Consider the following 16,463-nt stretch of genomic DNA (forward strand, 5'->3'; position numbering starts at 1 on the left):
CGTACCGTCGAACTGTGATCGCTCATGCAGCATCAGCGGTGCCCTCGCCTCGGATGCGGACCCCGATTGCGCTGCTGTGCGCGGCCATCGTGGCGGTGGGCACGGCAGCGTGCGGCTCCGACTCCACGCCCAGATCCCCCTCAGCCGGACCGGCCGCGTCCACCGGCTCGACCGACAGTGTGTCGGTGACAACCCTCATCAGCGATCTGGACCATCCGTGGGACGTGGTCATCGACCCCGCCGGAACGATCGTCACCGACGAACGCGGCGGCCGGATCATGGCGCGCTTCGCCGACGGTCGGGTGGCCCAGGTACGCGCAGACCTCCCCGACCTACAAGCCCGTGGCGAGGGCGGCCTCATGGGGATGGCCCTGGCCCGCGACTTCGCCACCACCCGGTCGGTGTACACCTGCTTCGCCAGCACCGAAGGCGATGTCCGGGTGGTGCGCTGGACCGCGGCGGCGGACTGGTCGGCGATGACGCGGGCCGACAACGTACTGATCGGCATCCCGCTCAACCCGTCGGGTCGCCACAGTGGCTGCCGCATCCTGCCCGCCCCCGACGGCACGTTGTACGTGGCCACTGGTGACACTGCCGATCCCATTGCGCCACAGAGCTTGTCGAATCTGGGCGGCAAGATCTTGCACGTCGACAGCCGTGGCGCCGGGGTGCCCGGCAACATCGGCGACACCGCGATCCACAGCCTGGGTCACCGTAACCCGCAGGGGATGGCGTTTGCGCCCGGAACAGATCGGCTCTACACCAGCGAACACGGTCCCACGATCGACGACGAGATCAACCTCGAAGTGCCCCAGGGCAACTACGGCTGGGACCCCGACACCGCGGCAGCCGGCTACGATGAGGACGTCCCGATGACCGACACCGACCGGCACCCCGGTTCGATACCTGCAGTCTGGTCGTCCGGTCGACCCACCCTCGCCGTGGCCGATATCGATTTCCTGGGGCCGCAGTGGGGACCGCGCGCAGGCATGGCCGTGGTGGCCACCCTCAAGGCCAGCCGCCTGATGCTGTTGCGGCTGCGCCCGGACGGGCGCTCCACCACCGAACGGGTGGACCTGTTGGCCGGGGTGCACGGGCGGCTACGGTCGATCACCACGGCGCCAGACGGCGCACTGCTGGTCACCACCGACAACGGTGACAAGACCGACAGCATCCTGCGGGTCGCACCGCGCAGCTGAGCGGGGCGATCAGCTCCGCCGAGACCTACGCCGCTGACTTCGACTTCCACCACTGGCCGCCGAGTCGGTGTCCGATGACGTCGGGGTGGCCACAGACGCGTCTCGCGGCGCGCGCGGACGCTCGGCTCTTTCGGCCAGAATTGCCTGCTTGACCTGCTCTTCGCCGTAGAGACCCATCATGATCTCCACACCCCACGCGGGTAACTCCGACACCGGACAAAGCTGTTCTCTCCTGCGTTTGGCGCGCATGCAGGACACCATGCCACGCGATCCAACCGGTGTCGGCGAAAACCGCGCGAAACCATGCGAGCGTCGCAGATGCGCCGCGGCCGACGACGGTTAGCGAGGACCACTACCGGAGGTATAGTGACCCACGCCACAACGGCAGCCATGTCGCGAAAGGACACCGGTGACCGCCACCCCTGAAGCCGTCGACGACCCTCATGTCGAGCTGATCAAGACCGATCCAGACCTTCCGCCGGTGGCGATCGTCGACCGGTCCCCGATGACCGTCGGCAAACGCCTGCTCTTCGCGGCCATCGGACTGCTCGGCGCCGTCGCCTGGGCGGTGATCGCGATCGTGCGCGGCGAGAACGTCAACGCGGTCTGGTTCGTGATCGCCGCACTGTGCACCTATGTCATCGCCTACCGGTTCTACGCACGCTTGATCGAGATGAAAGTGGTCATCCCGCGCGACGACCACGCCACCCCGGCGGAGATCCTCGACAACGCCAAGGACTACATGCCCACCGACCGGCGGGTGCTCTTCGGTCACCACTTCGCCGCCATCGCCGGTGCCGGCCCACTGGTGGGACCGGTGCTGGCTGCGCAGATGGGCTACCTGCCGGGCACCATCTGGATCATCGTGGGTGTCGTGTTCGCCGGCGCGGTCCAGGACTACCTGGTGCTCACCATCTCCACCCGACGGAGAGGCCGATCGTTGGGCCAGATGGCGCGTGACGAACTCGGCCCGGTGGGCGGGGTCGCGGCGATCGTCGCCGTGTTCGTCATCATGATCATCCTGATCGCCGTGCTGGGCCTGGTGGTGGTCAACGCGCTGGCCGAAAGCCCCTGGGGCGTCTTCTCGTTGGCGATGACCCTGCCGATCGCGGTGTTCATGGGCATCTATCTGCGCTACCTGCGTCCCGGTGCCATCACCGAGGTGTCCCTGATCGGGTTCGTGCTGTTGATGCTGGCCATCATCTCCGGTCGATGGGTGGGTGAATCCTCGTGGGGCCAGGACTGGTTCAGCCTGTCCCCGGTGTTCCTCAGCTGGGCCATCATCATCTACGGTTTCGCCGCCGCCGTACTGCCCGTCTGGTTGGTCCTGGCACCCCGCGACTACCTGTCGACGTTCATGAAGGTGGGCACCATCGCGCTGCTGGCCGTGGGCATCCTCATCGCACGCCCGGTCATGCAGGCACCCGCGGTCAGCGATTTCGCCCACAACGGGCAGGGTCCGGCGTTCGCAGGATCGTTGTTCCCGTTCCTGTTCATCACCATCGCCTGCGGGGCGCTGTCGGGCTTTCACGCGTTGGTCTCCTCGGGCACCACACCCAAGCTGCTGGAGAAGGAGAGCCAGGCGCGCATCATCGGCTACGGCGGCATGCTCACCGAGTCGTTCGTGGCGGTCATGGCGTTGATCACCGCCTGCATCCTCGATCAGCACCTGTACTTCGCGATGAACGCACCCAAGGGCGTGACCGGCGGAACTGCCGCCGGCGCAGCCGAATACACCAACGGGCTCGGTCTGCGCGGCGACCCGACCACCGCCCAGGAGATCGCCGGCTACGCCGCAGGCGTCGACGAGAAGTCGATCGTCTCGCGCACCGGTGGTGCCCCGACCCTGGCCATGGGCATGTCGGAAACCCTGCAACGGGCCTTCGGCGGAGACTCCCTGCGCTCGTTCTGGTACCACTTCGCGATCATGTTCGAGGCCTTGTTCATCCTGACCACCGTCGACGCCGGCACGCGGGTGGCGCGCTTCATGCTTTCCGACAGCCTCAGCAACATCAAGGGCGGCAAGCGATTCGCCGATCCGTCCTGGCGGGTGGGCGCCTGGCTGTGCACGTTCGTCGTGGTCGCCGGCTGGGGCGGCATCCTGCTGATGGGGGTCACCGATCCCCTCGGTGGCATCAACACGCTGTTCCCGCTGTTCGGCATCGCCAACCAGCTGCTGGCCGCCATCGCGCTGACCGTGGTGCTGGTCGTGGTGGTGAAGAAGGGCCTGCTGAAGTGGGCGTGGATCCCTGGTCTCCCGCTGGCCTGGGACCTCACCGTCACCATGACCGCGTCGTGGCAGAAGATTTTCTCCGACAACCCGGCCATCGGCTACTGGGCGAATCACCGCGCCTTCGTGAACGCGAAAGACCAAGGGCTGCAGACGTTCAAGACTGCCAAGACGCCCGATGAGATCGACGCAGTCATCCGCAACACCTTCATCCAGGGCACCCTGTCGATCGTGTTCGCCGCCCTGGTGCTGATCGTGGTGGCGACCGGTGTGTGGATGTGTGTCCGCTCCATCCGGGCCGGCGGCCTGCCCACCACCGAGGACGAGACCGTGCCGTCGAAGATCTTCGCCCCCAGCGGCATGATCGCCACACCGACCGAGAAGAAGGTGGCCGCCATGTGGGCCGAGCATCACGCCCACGCCGCCGACACACAGGGCACACGAGCACGGGTGCACACGTGATCACCACCTGGGCGGCGCGCGTGGCACGATCGGTGCGGGATTACGTTCGCGCCGTGCTCGGTGAGGACCACTATCAGCGCTACCTCGAGCACCATGCGCGCCGCCATCCCGGTGAGCCGGCGATGACCGTGGGCGAATATTGGCGCACCCGGCATTCCGAGCAGGAGCGCAACCCCGCGACCCGCTGCTGCTGAGATCCCGCGCCGCCGCGATGGCCGATTCCCGCCAGCACACCGCCGGGTGAACCTGCCAGGGTGGACGCCATGACCTCGATGACTCCGCCGAGCCTGGACTTCGACCGCTGCTACGCGGCCGTGTCGGCGCGTGACCGTCGCTTCGACGGGCAGTTCATCGTGGCCGTCCGCAGCACCGGGATCTACTGCAGGCCATCGTGTCCGGCGCGCACCCCCACACCCACCAACGTCGACTTCCTACCCACGGCCGCCGCGGCGCAGCAGCGCGGGTTCCGGGCCTGCCGACGGTGTCGGCCCGATGCGGTGCCGGGATCACCGGCGTGGGATCTGCGTTCAGACGTCGCGGCACGGGCGATGCGACTGATCGGCGACGGGGTGGTCGACCGAGACGGCGTGGCGGGCCTGGCACGCCACCTCGGGTACTCGGCGCGACAACTGAGCAGGGTCCTCACCGAGGAGCTCGGCGCGGGTCCGCTGGCGCTGGCCCGAGCTCGCCGCGCCACCACCGCGAGAACCCTCATCGACAACACCACGCTGAGCATGTCCGAGATAGCGCTGGCCGCAGGGTTTTCCAGCATCCGGCAGTTCAACGACACGATGCGAGCGGTCTACGGCGTGGCGCCGACCGCGTTGCGTTCCACTCGTCGACCCACGCAGCATCCCACTCATGGCCGTATCCGATTGAACCTGCCTGTGCGACAGCCCTTCTCGGTTGCCTGGCTGCACTGGTTTCTCAGTGCACACGCGATCGACGGTCTCGAGGCCGTGCACCACGACGGCGAAGTGCCCGTCTACACGCGCGCGCTGACCCTCCCGCACGGGCCCGCCGCGATCGCCCTGGCGGTGTCCGACGATCATGTGGCCGCCGACATCGCCTGCACCGATCTGCGTGACCTCAGTGCTGCAGTCCAGCGGATCCGCCGCCTCCTCGACCTCGACGCCGACACCGAGTCCATCGACCGCGCCCTGCACGCAGACCCGGTGTTGGCCCCGCTCATCGATCGCTGCCCAGGTATCCGTTCACCAGGCGCGGTGGATCCGTTCGAGACGCTCATCCGCACGATGGTGGGCCAACAGATCAGCCTGGCCGCTGCGCGCACGCACGGCCGGCGGCTCGTCGACGCTCTCGGTGAACCGCTGCCCGTGGCCGCTGATCACATCGGTCCTGCGCCGCGGCTGTTCCCCACCCCTGCGGCGATCGCCGAGCGCGGACACCAGGTGTTGACCGGGCCGCGGCGTCGCGTGGACGCCATCATCGGCGCGGCTCGTGCGGTCGCCGAGGGGACCGTGGACCTGCACGCGGGGCTGACGACCGCGCAGATCCGCGCGCACGTCCTCGCCCTGCCCGGGATCGGTCGCTGGACTGCGGACTATCTGGCGCTGCGGGTCCTCGGTGATCCCGACGTGTTGCTCGACACCGACCTGATCCTGCTGCGCAGCGCCGCTCGGCTGGACATCGATCTCACCGACACCGCGCACTGGGCGCCGTGGCGGTCGTATGTGTCGATGCATCTGTGGCATGACGCGCTGCGCGAGACGGAACCGATCCTCGCCGCAGCCCGTCCATAGAGACAAGGGTTCTGGACAGACCCGAACCCGTCGACCTGTGAAGGAGCATTCATGACCACCTCGACTCCGATCGCCACCTGCGCGACCCTCACGATGGCCACCGGCGAGTTCACCGCCATCGTCGACGCCGACGATCGTGTGCTCGCCTCCGGGTGGACGGCTGACCCCGACCCCCTGCTCGAGTTGATCCATCCCGATCTGCGACCGTCAGGGGTGCGCACGCTGCCCGACCTCGGAGCGATCACCCGTGCGGTGCGCGCCTACGACCGGGGTGACGTCACCGCGATCGACGACATCAGCGTGCACCAGCGTGGCGGCCCGTTCATCGAACATGCCTGGACGGTGCTGCGTACCGTCGCCCCGGGTACCCCGATCACGTACTCGGAGTTCGCGGTTCGCGCAGGCAACGACCTGGCCGTGCGCGCCGCGGCCACCGCCTGCGCACGCAATGCCGCCGCGTTGTTCGTGCCCTGTCACCGCATCCGACGTCGCGACGGCGGACTCGGCGGTTTCCGCTACGGCCTCCACATCAAGCAGGCGCTGATCGATCACGAGAGCAGTCACGGCCTCGCCGCCGCCTGATCGTCGCGGGCCACATCGTCGTTCCCCACGATGTCAGACCCGGTGGGCACCATGAACTCCATGAGTGACATGGGCATTACCGGATGAGCATCGCGACGCTGATCGCACTGGTGGTGGGGCTGGCCGTGGGCTTCGGTGCGGGCTGGTGGGTGTATGCCACCCGCACCGCGGCGATACGGGAGAGTCACGCGCTGGTGTCGCAGGCGTTGGCAGCCGCCAGCGAGGACGCCGCGCGTCGGCAGTCCGGTGCGATCGGGTCGCAGGTGGCGACCATCGTCGGCCCGCTACGTGACACCCTCGACCGCCTCCAGGACGACCTGCGTCGCGCCGAGCACGGCCGGATCACGTCGATGGCCGGACTCGGCGAGCAGGTCAACGGGATACGTACGTCGGCCGCCCAACTCGGTGCGCACACCGCCCGCTTGGCCAACGCCCTGCACACCCCGCAGCTGCGCGGACGGTGGGGTGAGCTGCACCTGCAGAAGGTGGTCGAGGTGGCCGGGCTCAGCCGCCACTGCGACTTCTCCACCCAGCAGACCACCGACTCGGGACGTCGTCCCGATCTGATCGTGCACCTGCCGGGCGAGCGGGAGATCGTCGTCGACGCCAAGGTGCCGCTGCAGTCGTATCTGGAGGCGGTGGCCACCGACGACTCCGTCGCACAGCGGCGCCTACTCGGCGATCACGCCCGCGCGCTACGGGCGCATGTGATAGCACTGTCGGGCAAGGACTACTGGGCCACGGTGGCGCGGTCGCCGGAGTTCACCGTCCTGTTCGTGCCCAGCGACACCATCCTGGAGGCCGCCTGCCGCGCTGATCCCGACCTGATCGAGTTCGCGTTCGCGCGCAACGTGGTGCCGACGACACCGTCATCACTGGTGGCGTTGTTGCGCACGGTAGCTCTCACGTGGCGTCAGGATGCGGTGGCCCGCGATGCCGAACAGATTCACGATCTCGGACGTGAGCTCTACAAACGGCTCGCCACGATGACCGAGCACCTCGACAAGCTGGGGTCCTCCATCGGACGCACGGTAGAACAGTTCAACGCCACCATCGGCACTCTGGAGTCGCGCGTGATGGTCACCGCCCGCACATTCGGCGACCTCGACGCGTTCGCCTCGTCCGGGGAGTCCACGCCGAAGGCGGTACGTGAGGTCTCCGCGCACGTCCGTCCGGTTCGCGAGCACTCGGTCTGATCGACATCTCCCAGGTAGCGCGCCCCCTCTCGCGCCGGGCCGGTCCTACCTGCACACGGCACGCCGCCATACGGGAAAACTCAGGTGCAGCCGGTACCGTCAAGAGGTGCTCTCTGCCCAACAAGCCCGTTCCGGGGTGCCGACTGCCATGCAGTCGGTGTTGCCGACCGTGCGGGGCATCCCGTGGTGGGCGGCAGTGCTGGTCGGGCTGGTGCCTGCGGTCGCGGGTGCGGTGATCGACGCCCAACGCACCGACCACCTCGCCGGATTCTTCAAGATCCTGTACTTCCTCGGGTGCGTCACGGCCGTGCTGGCTGTTCGCCGGCGATCGCTGTTCACCGCGATCGCCCAGCCCCCGCTCATTGCGTTCGGCGTGTCGCTGGCCACCTATTACGCGATCAAAGGCGACACATCGTCGGGTCTGCGGACGTTCATCATCGACGTGATGTTGCCGATCGCCAAAGACTTTCCCCTGATGGCGTGGACATTCGTGATCGTGGCCATTCTTGGCGCGGGACGGTGGGTGTTCACCAACGACAAGAAGTCGGCGCAGTCGCGCCGATCCGCCCGCTCCGGCACTCCCAGCCGGCGCCGATCCTCGGCGACCGGCGACGACCGGCCCCGGTCTTCACGTAGCCGGCGCGCCGCCGGTGCCCGTTCCTCTGAGTCGGCCTCGACCGACGGCGATCGGGTGGCCGCGTCGGCGGTGAGCACCCGCCGGACAGGTTCGTGGCGTGACAGCGGGGACCGTAGCACCCGACGTGCCACGTCCGACCCCGACCGGCCGAGCTCCCGGCGTGCATCTGAGCGCGAGTGGTCGGTGCGGTCGACACCACGCTCGGGGCGGCCCGATGCCGCGCGTGCCGAATCCGGTCGCAGCGAGGTGAGCCGGACTGCGCTGCCGCGAACCGCGTCGGGACGCCGTCGACCCGAGACCACCACCCGTGATTCCGATGCCACCCGTACGCGCAGCACTGGACGGGCACCGCGCCGTTCCGAGGAGCAGCTGCCGCCGATCACCCCGCCCAGCCGACACCCCGGCCGCGACGACGCGCCGCCCATCCCACGCGCCCGCTACCGCGACGCGTGAGAGCGCCGCGTCAGCTCTTGGCCAGGGCGGCGAACCGATCGTTGGCCACCCGCATACCGAACGCGTAGAGCGGCGGACAGACGCGCGACACCCAGAACCCGAAGCGGATGTCACGCGAGGTGTAGACCATGTACCGGTTGCGCAGGACACCCTCGATGATCGCCGCAGCCGCGAACTCTGGTGTCACGGCGCGATTCTCGAAGTGCCGGACGGCGGCCTTGATGCGGGGGTTCTCGCGGTCCACCCCGGCGATGTCGACGGTGCCGACCAGGGGGGTGGCCACGGCGCCCGGGCACACCAGCGACACCCCGATGCGGTGGCGGGCCAGATCGAACCGCAGCACCTCCGAGACGCCGCGGATGCCGAATTTACTTGCGCTGTAGGCGGCGTGCCACGGCAGGCCCAACAGCCCGGCCGCCGAGGAGACGTTCACCAGGTGACCACCGGCGCCGCGCGCCACCATGGCAGGCACGAACGTCTCGATGATGTGGATGGGTCCCATGAGGTTGATGTCGACCATGCGTCGCCACGTCTCGTGGGTGAGGTTCTCCACCGTTCCCCAGGCCGACACACCGGCGATGTTCATGACCACATCGGCCACACCGACCTCGTCGTGGACACGCCGCGCGAACTCGACCACCCAACCGTGATCGGACACGTCTCCGGATGCGCTCAGCGCCACCGTGGCACCGGCCGCCTCGAGATCGGCCACCGTCGACGACAGGGCGGCTGTGCTGATGTCGGTGAGCACCAGGCGCGCGCCGAGGCGCCCCGCCTCGACCGCGGCCGCACGACCGATCCCGCTGGCCGCACCGGTGATGACCACGATGCGATCGGCCAGGGTGGGAACCGGCGGCCGCGAGCGCAGGCGTACCCAGCCGGGGAGTCGAGTCGTCATCCGGGCAAGCCTAGTGGAGCGTTCAGAACGGCAGCTTTCCACCGAACATCGCGTAGATCACCGACAACACCGACTTGAGGACCTGGGCCGAGACATCTGATCCCTGACCGGCCAACAGCGCCTGGATGTCGGCCGGGTCCTTGGTCGCGATCAGCTTGCTGATCAACGGGATCAACGATCCGAGGCCGGTCAGGTCCACACCTGCGCGTGCAGTGGGGCTCGCCGCGTTCGGCACCTCGCCCTGGTTCGCGGTGGCCGCGTTCTGGCTGCCCTGGGGCAGGCTCGGGGTGGCGGCGGGCGCGGCGCCGGGACCGGTGAGCAGGAACTTCACGATCCCGTCCAGCACCGCGCCGGCGTATTTGGCCTGACCGGTCGGCGACGCCAGTTGCGCGGCCTCGGTGGGGTTGGCGAGGTTGCCCATCTCGATGAACACTGCGGGCACCTTGGTCAGGTTCACCGCAGCCACATCCGAGCGCGTCTGGAGGCCGTCGACGACCCCGGCGTAGTTGGCCGTTGGGAATCCGGCGGCCTTGAACGAGTCCCGCATCTGGGTGGCGGCCGCACGGCCGGTGGTCCCCTGCACCGCCGACACCGTGGGATCGGGCACGGGTAACTGCGGCACGATGATGTGGAAACCCTTCTTGCCCGGGTCTGCGGTCAATGCGGTGGAGTCAGCGTGAATGCTGACCGCGAGGTCGGCCTTCGCAGCGTTGGCGGCCGCGGCACGCTCGTCGACGCACCCGCCCCAGCCCACGTCGTCGGGTCGACTGAGCACCACCGTGGCGCCCTGACTCTGCAGTCCGGCCTTGATCAGCTGCACGACATCCCAGTTGACCGTGTGCTCGGTGGCACCGTTGACCCCGGTGGCGCCTGAGGTCTGACAGTCCTTCATACCGCCACGCCCATCGGGGACCTGCCGGGTGAGACTGTGCCCGACCGCTGAGGCCTGATGGCCCGGGTCGAGGAAAACCGTCTTGCCGACCAGCGCGTTCCGGATCGGTGTTGTCGCAGAAGGTGTTGTCGCAGAAGGGGTTGATACCGACGGGGCGGGTGCGGGTGCGGCAGGCGCAGGTGGGGCGGGCACGGCGGCGGCCGGCGAACTCACCGCGCCCAGCATCAGCAGGGCCGAGGTGAGGGCCCCGAGCGCCGGCGCGATTCGGGTCGTGCGGAATGGGCGTCGGGTCATCGTGGGGTGCGCAGCGCCGCCGTCGGCAGTGCTGCGACGCTCCTCTCTCGTCGGAAGACGGCCCGCGCGCCCAGAATCACTCGAGTCACACGTGCCACATGCGTAACAAGTGAACCAGTCGGCCCGCAGACGCAGCAACCCACGCCCACACCATCGGGCTTTCGTGAGGTCACCGTGATCTGGCCGATACACAAACGTGGTGTGACGGGTCAGGTCTCCGGGCGACGTCGCACCCGGCGGATCCGGATCGGGCCGCGAGCCGACGCCGGATCCACCACGTGTCCACGCTGGGTGATCTCCACGACACCCTCCTCGACCAACTCTCGCGCCACCGCACGGACCGCGTCCATCAGCCGACGCCACTGCGCAGGAGCGATGGCGCGGGCCACCTCCGAGGGGCAGATGGTGGCCCCGTCGCGTCGGGCGTCGAGCAGAGCGAGGATCTGCTCACGCAGCCGCTGTGGATCCTCAGGCGTCGACATCGATCTCTCCGTCGTCGGCGTCCACCCAGCCCAGGTCCGTGTCGGCCCACAGCGCGTCCGGGTGCGCGTCGGGTGTCCACGCGAGGTATCGGGTGAGGGCGAGCATCGCCTGCGGCTGCGGCGGTGCCCCGACCACCGGCAGGTCTGCGGCCGCTGCGGTGACTGCATCGGGATCCATTCCCGCACCGATGACCATCATCTGTGAGGTCGTGACCATCGTCGGATGGCGCACGACACCGACGTGACCGCCCACCGCATGCACCTCGAGCGACTCGGAATCATCCTGAACCCCTACCTGCACAACACCTTTGATCCGATACACACCTACCGGAGGTCGTTCGAGAAACGCCGCCACTCGACGCGGGTGCAACGGGCCGTCCCAGCTGAGCACCTGAGATCGATAGTCGGCGTGCAGATGTGGTGCCGCATGCCGTGAATGATCATGCCCATCAGCACAATCGGGATCATGATCGTGGCCAGTGTCTGCCGTCGACTCCCACAGCAGGTCTGCGAGTTCAAGTTGCCGCGGTCCGGCGTCCACTCGATTCGGCAGGTCGACGATCATCGCTGGATCGATCTGCCCGTGCGACACGGCCAGCACCGCGGCTGTCGGATTGTGCTGACGCACATCGTCGATCAGCAGATCGAGGTCGGGCGCCTCCATCCGGTCGGTCTTGGTGACGGCCACCAGGTCAGCCAACGCGATGTGTCGGTCGACCTCGGGGTGCCGCGCCCGGGTCCAGGCGTGCTGCTCACCGTCGAGAAGGTAGATCAGCCCGCCGTAGGCCACCGCAGGCGATGACGCGGAGGTGACCAGACGTACCAGCGCCGACGGTTCGGCCAGGCCGCTGGCCTCGATGACCACCACGTCCAACCCGGCCGCCGGTGCCACGAGATCGGCCAACACCGCTTCCAACGACTCGGCGTCCACCGAGCAGCAGATGCACCCGTTTCCCAGCGTCACCTTCTGATCAACCGCGCCGGCCACCAGCAGTGCGTCTATCGACACCGCACCGAAGTCGTTGACCAGCACGCCGATCCGCGCGCCCCGGGCCGCGCGCAGGAAGTGGTTGAGCACGGTCGTCTTGCCCGCACCGAGAAATCCGGCGAGCACCACCACCGGAACCGAACGCCGCGCCGACATCACGCCGGCCCGTCATCGCATCGTTGGCACCGCACGGTCAGCGCCCGACCTCGATCCTTCGGAAGGTTGATCACCCGCGTACTCGGCGTGGCGCAACGATCACAGGTGGAGATCACCGCAGCGTTGTCGCTGAAGGTGGTGCTCATCCGACGATCGAAGACATACATCGCGCCGCGCCACCGCCCACGGTCACCAAACCGTTTGCCGTAGTTCATGATTCCCCCATCAAGCTGATATACCTCCGAGAATCCGCGGCGGACCATCAGGGCGCTGAGGACCTCACACCGCACTCCCCCGGTGCAGTAGGTGACCACCGGTCGACCCTTGAGATCATCGAAAGCGCCTCCATCGAGCAGGTCGACGAACTCGCGGGTGGTCGTCACGTCGGGACGCACCGCCCCCTGGAAATGACCGAGGCGGGATTCGATCGCGTTGCGGCCGTCGAACATCACCACCTCGTCCCCGCGCTCGTCGAGCAAACGATGCAGCTCGTCGGGAGCCAACCGGATTCCGCCGCCCACCACGCCTCCAGCGTCGACATCGACGACCCCGGGCACCCCGAAGCTGACGATCTCCGGGCGCACCCGCACCTGCAACCTCGGGAAGTCGTCTGCACCTCCGTCGCTCCACTTGACGTCTGCATTCCCGAACGGGGCGTACCCGCGCGTGGCCGACACATAGCGCTTGACCGCGGCGATCGGGCCGCCGACGGCCGCGTTGATGCCGTGGGAGGCCACGATGATCCGTCCGCGCAGGCCCGAGGACTCGGCGAGGACCTGTTGCCACAACCGGATCGCCTCCGGATCGGCCAACGGGGTGAACACGTAAAACAACGCGATCTTCGACTGCGTCACGCGACAAGGATACGGACGCCGACGGCTTCCCCTGCTGCGCGCACACGGGGGCGGGGAGTCGGGCCCGGGGATGGCGGGCCACCGGCGATGGTGGACCCCTAGAATCACCTCGCGCACGATTGCTCCGGTACGGGGCGAGGACGGCCTCGTCGCGCAAGCCCCTTCATCCGGTCCGGATGAGCAGACGATGGGACGACACACATGACCTATCCACCCACGGGCGCGCCCGGTGGCCCCAATCCGCCGGATGAGTGGAAACCCTCGCTACGCAAGGACTCCGGTGCGCCCGGGTCGGACGACCCGACGACCGCCTTCGGATCTGCAGGCAGCGCGTACGGCAGCTACCCGGCCGGATACGGCGACGACACGTCGGTGCCGGGCGCACCGTTGAGTGGATATCCCACCCCGCCCTACCCCCAGCCGCAAGCACCCCGGTCGGGTCCCGGCGAGGCGCCCTATGCCCCAGCCGATTTCGGTGCTCAGCCTGGACCGGGCCAGCCCGGATACGGGCCGGCAGGGTTCGGTCAACCCGGCTACGGACAGCCGGTGGGCCCGGGATACGGCCCCTACGGCGGGTTCCCGGTTCAGCCGGTCACCAACACCAAGGCGATCCTGTCGTTGGTGTTCAGCGTGGGCGGGCTCATCCTGTGCTGCGGGCTCGGGGGCATCCTCGGCGTGGTGTTCGGCACGATGGCGATGAACGAGATCGATCAATCGCAGGGCACCCAGGGTGGCCGCGGCATGGCCAATGCGGGCCGGATCATCGGTTGGATCGGGATCGCCATCGTCGTGGTGGCGCTGGTGTTGTACCTGGTGGCCGCCATAGCCAGCGCGTGAGCTGACGCTGATCGACCCGGGGTGGGCCGATCAGCGGTCACCTCACGCGCGGGGACTCTCGACGCTCAGCGAGAGGTGCGGGCGGGACCGGCGGCGCGGCGAGCGCGCGACGGCTCAGAACGCACCGCCCCGTGCGGAGCCGCAGCCCGCTGGACAGACGAACGCTGGGTGGAAGAGCGCTGGGTCGACGAACGCTGGGTCGACGAACGCTCGGTCGAGTCGGCGCGGGCGCCCGCGCGCGATCCTGAGTTGCGACCTGAACGGCTCCCGTCGGACGCACCGGACTCACTGGTGTGCATCGGGCGCGAACCGCGGCGCGGCGCACCGGCACGCGACCCGGTCGAACGATCACCACGCGGCTGCGCCGAGCGACCGGACCCGCCGCCGCGAGTCGATCGGGCGCCGGCACCGGCCGGGCGACGCCGCGACCCGGAACCGGCGGGCGCGGGCGCCTTCTCGGGAGCCGGGGTGACGTGCGGGGCCCGGTCGCCGACGAGGTCGACAACCTCGGCTGACGCGGCGCTCACCCGGTGCGGGGCCACGTCGATGTCGGCCTTCTTCAACAGCCGACGCAGGTCCGCGCGCTGCTCGGGCAGGGCGATGGTCACCACATCGCCTGCGTTGCCTGCGCGGGCCGTGCGGCCCGAGCGATGCAGGTATGCCTTGTGTTCGGCGGGCGGATCGACGTGGATCACCAACTCCACGTCGTCGACGTGCACGCCGCGCGCGGCCACGTCGGTGGCCACCAGCACCCGGACTGATCCCTCACCGAACGCTGCGAGGTTGCGATCCCGTTGCGGCTGAGAGAGATTGCCGTGCAGATCGACCGCAGGGATACCGGAAGCGGTCAGCTTCTTGGCCAACTTCTTCGCCTGGTGCTTGGTGCGCATGAACAGGATGCGCCTGCCGACGCCCGAGGCGAGGTATTCGACGAGATCATTCTTCGATGCGGTGTCGGCGACCTCGAAGACGTGGTGGGTCATGGCGGCCACCGGCGAGTTCGCCTCGTCCACCGAGTGCATCACCGGCTGCTGCATGAATCGGTGCACCAGCTTGTCGACACCGTTGTCCAACGTGGCCGAGAACAGCAGCCGCTGCCCACCCTGCGGGGTCTTGGTCAGAATGCGGGTGACGGCGGGAAGGAATCCGAGATCGGCCATGTGATCGGCCTCGTCGATGACGGTGATCTCGATCTCGTCGAGGGTCAGGTGCCGCTGATCGAGCAGGTCTTCCAGCCGTCCCGGGCACGCGACGACGATGTCGACACCACCCTGCAGCGCATCGACCTGACGTTTCTGGTTCACGCCGCCGAAGATCGTCGTGGTGCGCAGGGAGTAGGCCGCAGCCAACGGATCGATGACGGCTTGGATCTGCGTGGCCAGTTCACGCGTGGGGGCCAACACCAACGCGCGCGGGCGACCTCGACGGCGGGTCGGGCCACTGCCGTCGGCGATCCGAGCGACCAGCGGAATGGAGAACGCAAGCGTCTTACCCGAGCCGGTCTTGCCTCGTCCGAGAACGTCTCGGCCCGCCAGCGTGTCGGGCAGGGTGTCGACCTGGATGGGGAAGGCGGTGGTCTTGCCGTCGGCGCCCAGCGCGTCGACGAGGGCGGCGGGAACGCCCAGGGTGATGAAGTCAGTGGAGGTCACGGTATGCCTTTCGGGCATCGGACTCCCGGGCCGACATCTGCGTCTGGCCCTCGTGAGGCACACGCCGTCGACCATGGAGTCGGTGGCGAACACGCGGGATTGCGCGTCCGTTCGCCGTACGAAGGAATCGACAGCCGACCTGCTGCGGCAATGAAGAAGCGTTTCTACGACGCGAATCGCCTGCGACGCAGCCGATTTTCATCTCCCACCCTAGCCGAGATCCCGCGCGCGACCGACATCGTGGCCCGTCGGGTACGCCACACCGATTCGGCGTAACGAATCCCGGGCAATTCCGATAGGCGCGCTCAGTGGAGCCGGGCGTTCGCCGGGGGCGCATTTTCCCCACCCCCGCCGAGGCGGCTTTCGCAGCTGAATTCACGGATGCAACCACGCAGGTGACGCATCTGCTTCTCCACAATCACCGGACAATCGCGCGACACGGAAACTACAAAGTGAGAATGTTTGCCGAACTCATCGGTGTGAACTAACCTCAGCGTCAGCACATCATCATTTGATTGAGAGGGCAGTACGAGCATGGCCAAGAAGCAGATCGTTCAGTTCATCGACGACATCGACGGTAAAGTGCTGGACGAATTCGAAACCGTCCGTTGGTCGCTGGACGGTCGGAGCTACGAATTCGACACCTCACCCAAGCATGCGCAGCAGTTCCGCGACCTCGTGGCGAAGTATGTGGAAGCGTCTCGGACCGTCAACGGACGAGGCGCCGGCAAGCGCAAAACCGTTGGCAGCACCGGGGGTACGCGCTCGAAGGAGCAGACGCAGGCCATTCGTGACTGGGCGAACAGCAACGGCTACGAGGTGAGCAACCGCGGGCGTATCCCAATCGAGGTCGTCGAGGCTTTCGAGGCCGCGCACTGAGACCACGCCACC

General features: G+C 68.0%; 16 protein-coding genes. 9 read left to right on the forward strand and 7 right to left on the reverse strand.

From position 1 onward, the window contains the following. Nucleotides 1-22 precede the first annotated feature (22 nt). The gene (locus KIK15_RS18220) at nt 23-199 is read right to left on the reverse strand and encodes a hypothetical protein (protein WP_250323898.1); all 177 of its coding nucleotides are present in this window, start codon (nt 197-199) and stop codon (nt 23-25) included. Here KIK15_RS18220 and KIK15_RS02145 point away from each other — a divergent pair. The 7 genes from KIK15_RS02145 to KIK15_RS02175 all read left to right on the forward strand — a co-directional run bounded on the left by KIK15_RS02145 (nt 186) and on the right by KIK15_RS02175 (nt 8,522). Continuing rightward, a complete protein-coding gene (locus tag KIK15_RS02145) occupies nt 186-1,199 on the forward strand; it encodes a PQQ-dependent sugar dehydrogenase (RefSeq protein WP_307851697.1) in 1,014 nt (337 codons plus the stop codon). The two genes, KIK15_RS18220 and KIK15_RS02145, sit on opposite strands and share 14 nt — an antisense overlap. 409 nt (nt 1,200-1,608) lie before the next feature. After that, nucleotides 1,609-3,891, forward strand: a complete 2,283-nt coding sequence (locus KIK15_RS02150; RefSeq protein WP_214242498.1) for a carbon starvation CstA family protein — start codon at nt 1,609-1,611, stop codon at nt 3,889-3,891. Then, nucleotides 3,888-4,085, forward strand: a complete 198-nt coding sequence (locus tag KIK15_RS18225; protein ID WP_307851698.1) for a YbdD/YjiX family protein — start codon at nt 3,888-3,890, stop codon at nt 4,083-4,085. Before KIK15_RS02150 ends, KIK15_RS18225 begins: the two co-directional genes overlap by 4 nt. 69 nt (nt 4,086-4,154) lie before the next feature. Continuing rightward, nucleotides 4,155-5,654 (forward strand): AlkA N-terminal domain-containing protein, encoded by a 1,500-nt coding sequence (locus KIK15_RS02160; RefSeq protein WP_250323899.1) that lies wholly within the window; start codon nt 4,155-4,157, stop codon nt 5,652-5,654. A gap of 69 nt (nt 5,655-5,723) precedes the next feature. Further along, a complete protein-coding gene (locus tag KIK15_RS02165; protein WP_214243210.1) occupies nt 5,724-6,236 on the forward strand; it encodes a methylated-DNA--[protein]-cysteine S-methyltransferase in 513 nt (170 codons plus the stop codon). Between the two features lie 83 nt (nt 6,237-6,319). Further along, a complete protein-coding gene (locus KIK15_RS02170) occupies nt 6,320-7,432 on the forward strand; it encodes a DNA recombination protein RmuC (RefSeq protein ID WP_214242499.1) in 1,113 nt (370 codons plus the stop codon). 106 nt (nt 7,433-7,538) lie between these two features. Next, complete coding sequence (locus KIK15_RS02175; RefSeq protein WP_214242500.1) at nt 7,539-8,522, forward strand: DUF6542 domain-containing protein; 984 nt, start codon at nt 7,539-7,541, stop codon at nt 8,520-8,522. A gap of 10 nt (nt 8,523-8,532) precedes the next feature. Here KIK15_RS02175 and KIK15_RS02180 read toward each other — a convergent pair whose 3' ends face one another. The 5 genes from KIK15_RS02180 to KIK15_RS02200 form a co-directional block, all read right to left on the reverse strand. Then, a complete protein-coding gene (locus KIK15_RS02180) occupies nt 8,533-9,420 on the reverse strand; it encodes an SDR family oxidoreductase (protein ID WP_214242501.1) in 888 nt (295 codons plus the stop codon). Between the two features lie 22 nt (nt 9,421-9,442). After that, nucleotides 9,443-10,606: an N-acetylmuramoyl-L-alanine amidase gene (locus tag KIK15_RS02185; protein WP_214242502.1), complete on the reverse strand. Its 1,164-nt coding sequence runs from the start codon at nt 10,604-10,606 to the stop codon at nt 9,443-9,445. Between the two features lie 209 nt (nt 10,607-10,815). Next, nucleotides 10,816-11,088 (reverse strand): DUF3253 domain-containing protein, encoded by a 273-nt coding sequence (locus tag KIK15_RS02190; protein WP_214242503.1) that lies wholly within the window; start codon nt 11,086-11,088, stop codon nt 10,816-10,818. After that, the gene (locus KIK15_RS02195; protein ID WP_214243211.1) at nt 11,075-12,232 is read right to left on the reverse strand and encodes a GTP-binding protein; all 1,158 of its coding nucleotides are present in this window, start codon (nt 12,230-12,232) and stop codon (nt 11,075-11,077) included. Before KIK15_RS02195 ends, KIK15_RS02190 begins: the two co-directional genes overlap by 14 nt. After that, nucleotides 12,232-13,086: a rhodanese-related sulfurtransferase gene (locus tag KIK15_RS02200; RefSeq protein WP_214242504.1), complete on the reverse strand. Its 855-nt coding sequence runs from the start codon at nt 13,084-13,086 to the stop codon at nt 12,232-12,234. Before KIK15_RS02200 ends, KIK15_RS02195 begins: the two co-directional genes overlap by 1 nt. 201 nt (nt 13,087-13,287) lie before the next feature. Between KIK15_RS02200 and KIK15_RS02205 the strand changes: the two genes are divergently transcribed. After that, on the forward strand, nt 13,288-13,923 hold the full coding sequence (locus tag KIK15_RS02205; RefSeq protein ID WP_214242505.1) for a DUF4190 domain-containing protein: 636 nt from the start codon (nt 13,288-13,290) through the stop codon (nt 13,921-13,923). 65 nt (nt 13,924-13,988) lie between these two features. Here the strand turns inward: KIK15_RS02205 and KIK15_RS02210 are convergent, their stop codons facing one another. Further along, nucleotides 13,989-15,590: a DEAD/DEAH box helicase gene (locus KIK15_RS02210; protein WP_214242506.1), complete on the reverse strand. Its 1,602-nt coding sequence runs from the start codon at nt 15,588-15,590 to the stop codon at nt 13,989-13,991. Between the two features lie 516 nt (nt 15,591-16,106). Between KIK15_RS02210 and KIK15_RS02215 the strand changes: the two genes are divergently transcribed. Further along, nucleotides 16,107-16,451 (forward strand): Lsr2 family protein, encoded by a 345-nt coding sequence (locus tag KIK15_RS02215; RefSeq protein WP_214242507.1) that lies wholly within the window; start codon nt 16,107-16,109, stop codon nt 16,449-16,451. Nucleotides 16,452-16,463: the final 12 nt, after the last annotated feature.

The organism is Williamsia sp. CHRR-6 (assembly GCF_018474015.1).
Taxonomy (GTDB): Bacteria; Actinomycetota; Actinomycetes; order Mycobacteriales; family Mycobacteriaceae; genus Williamsia_A.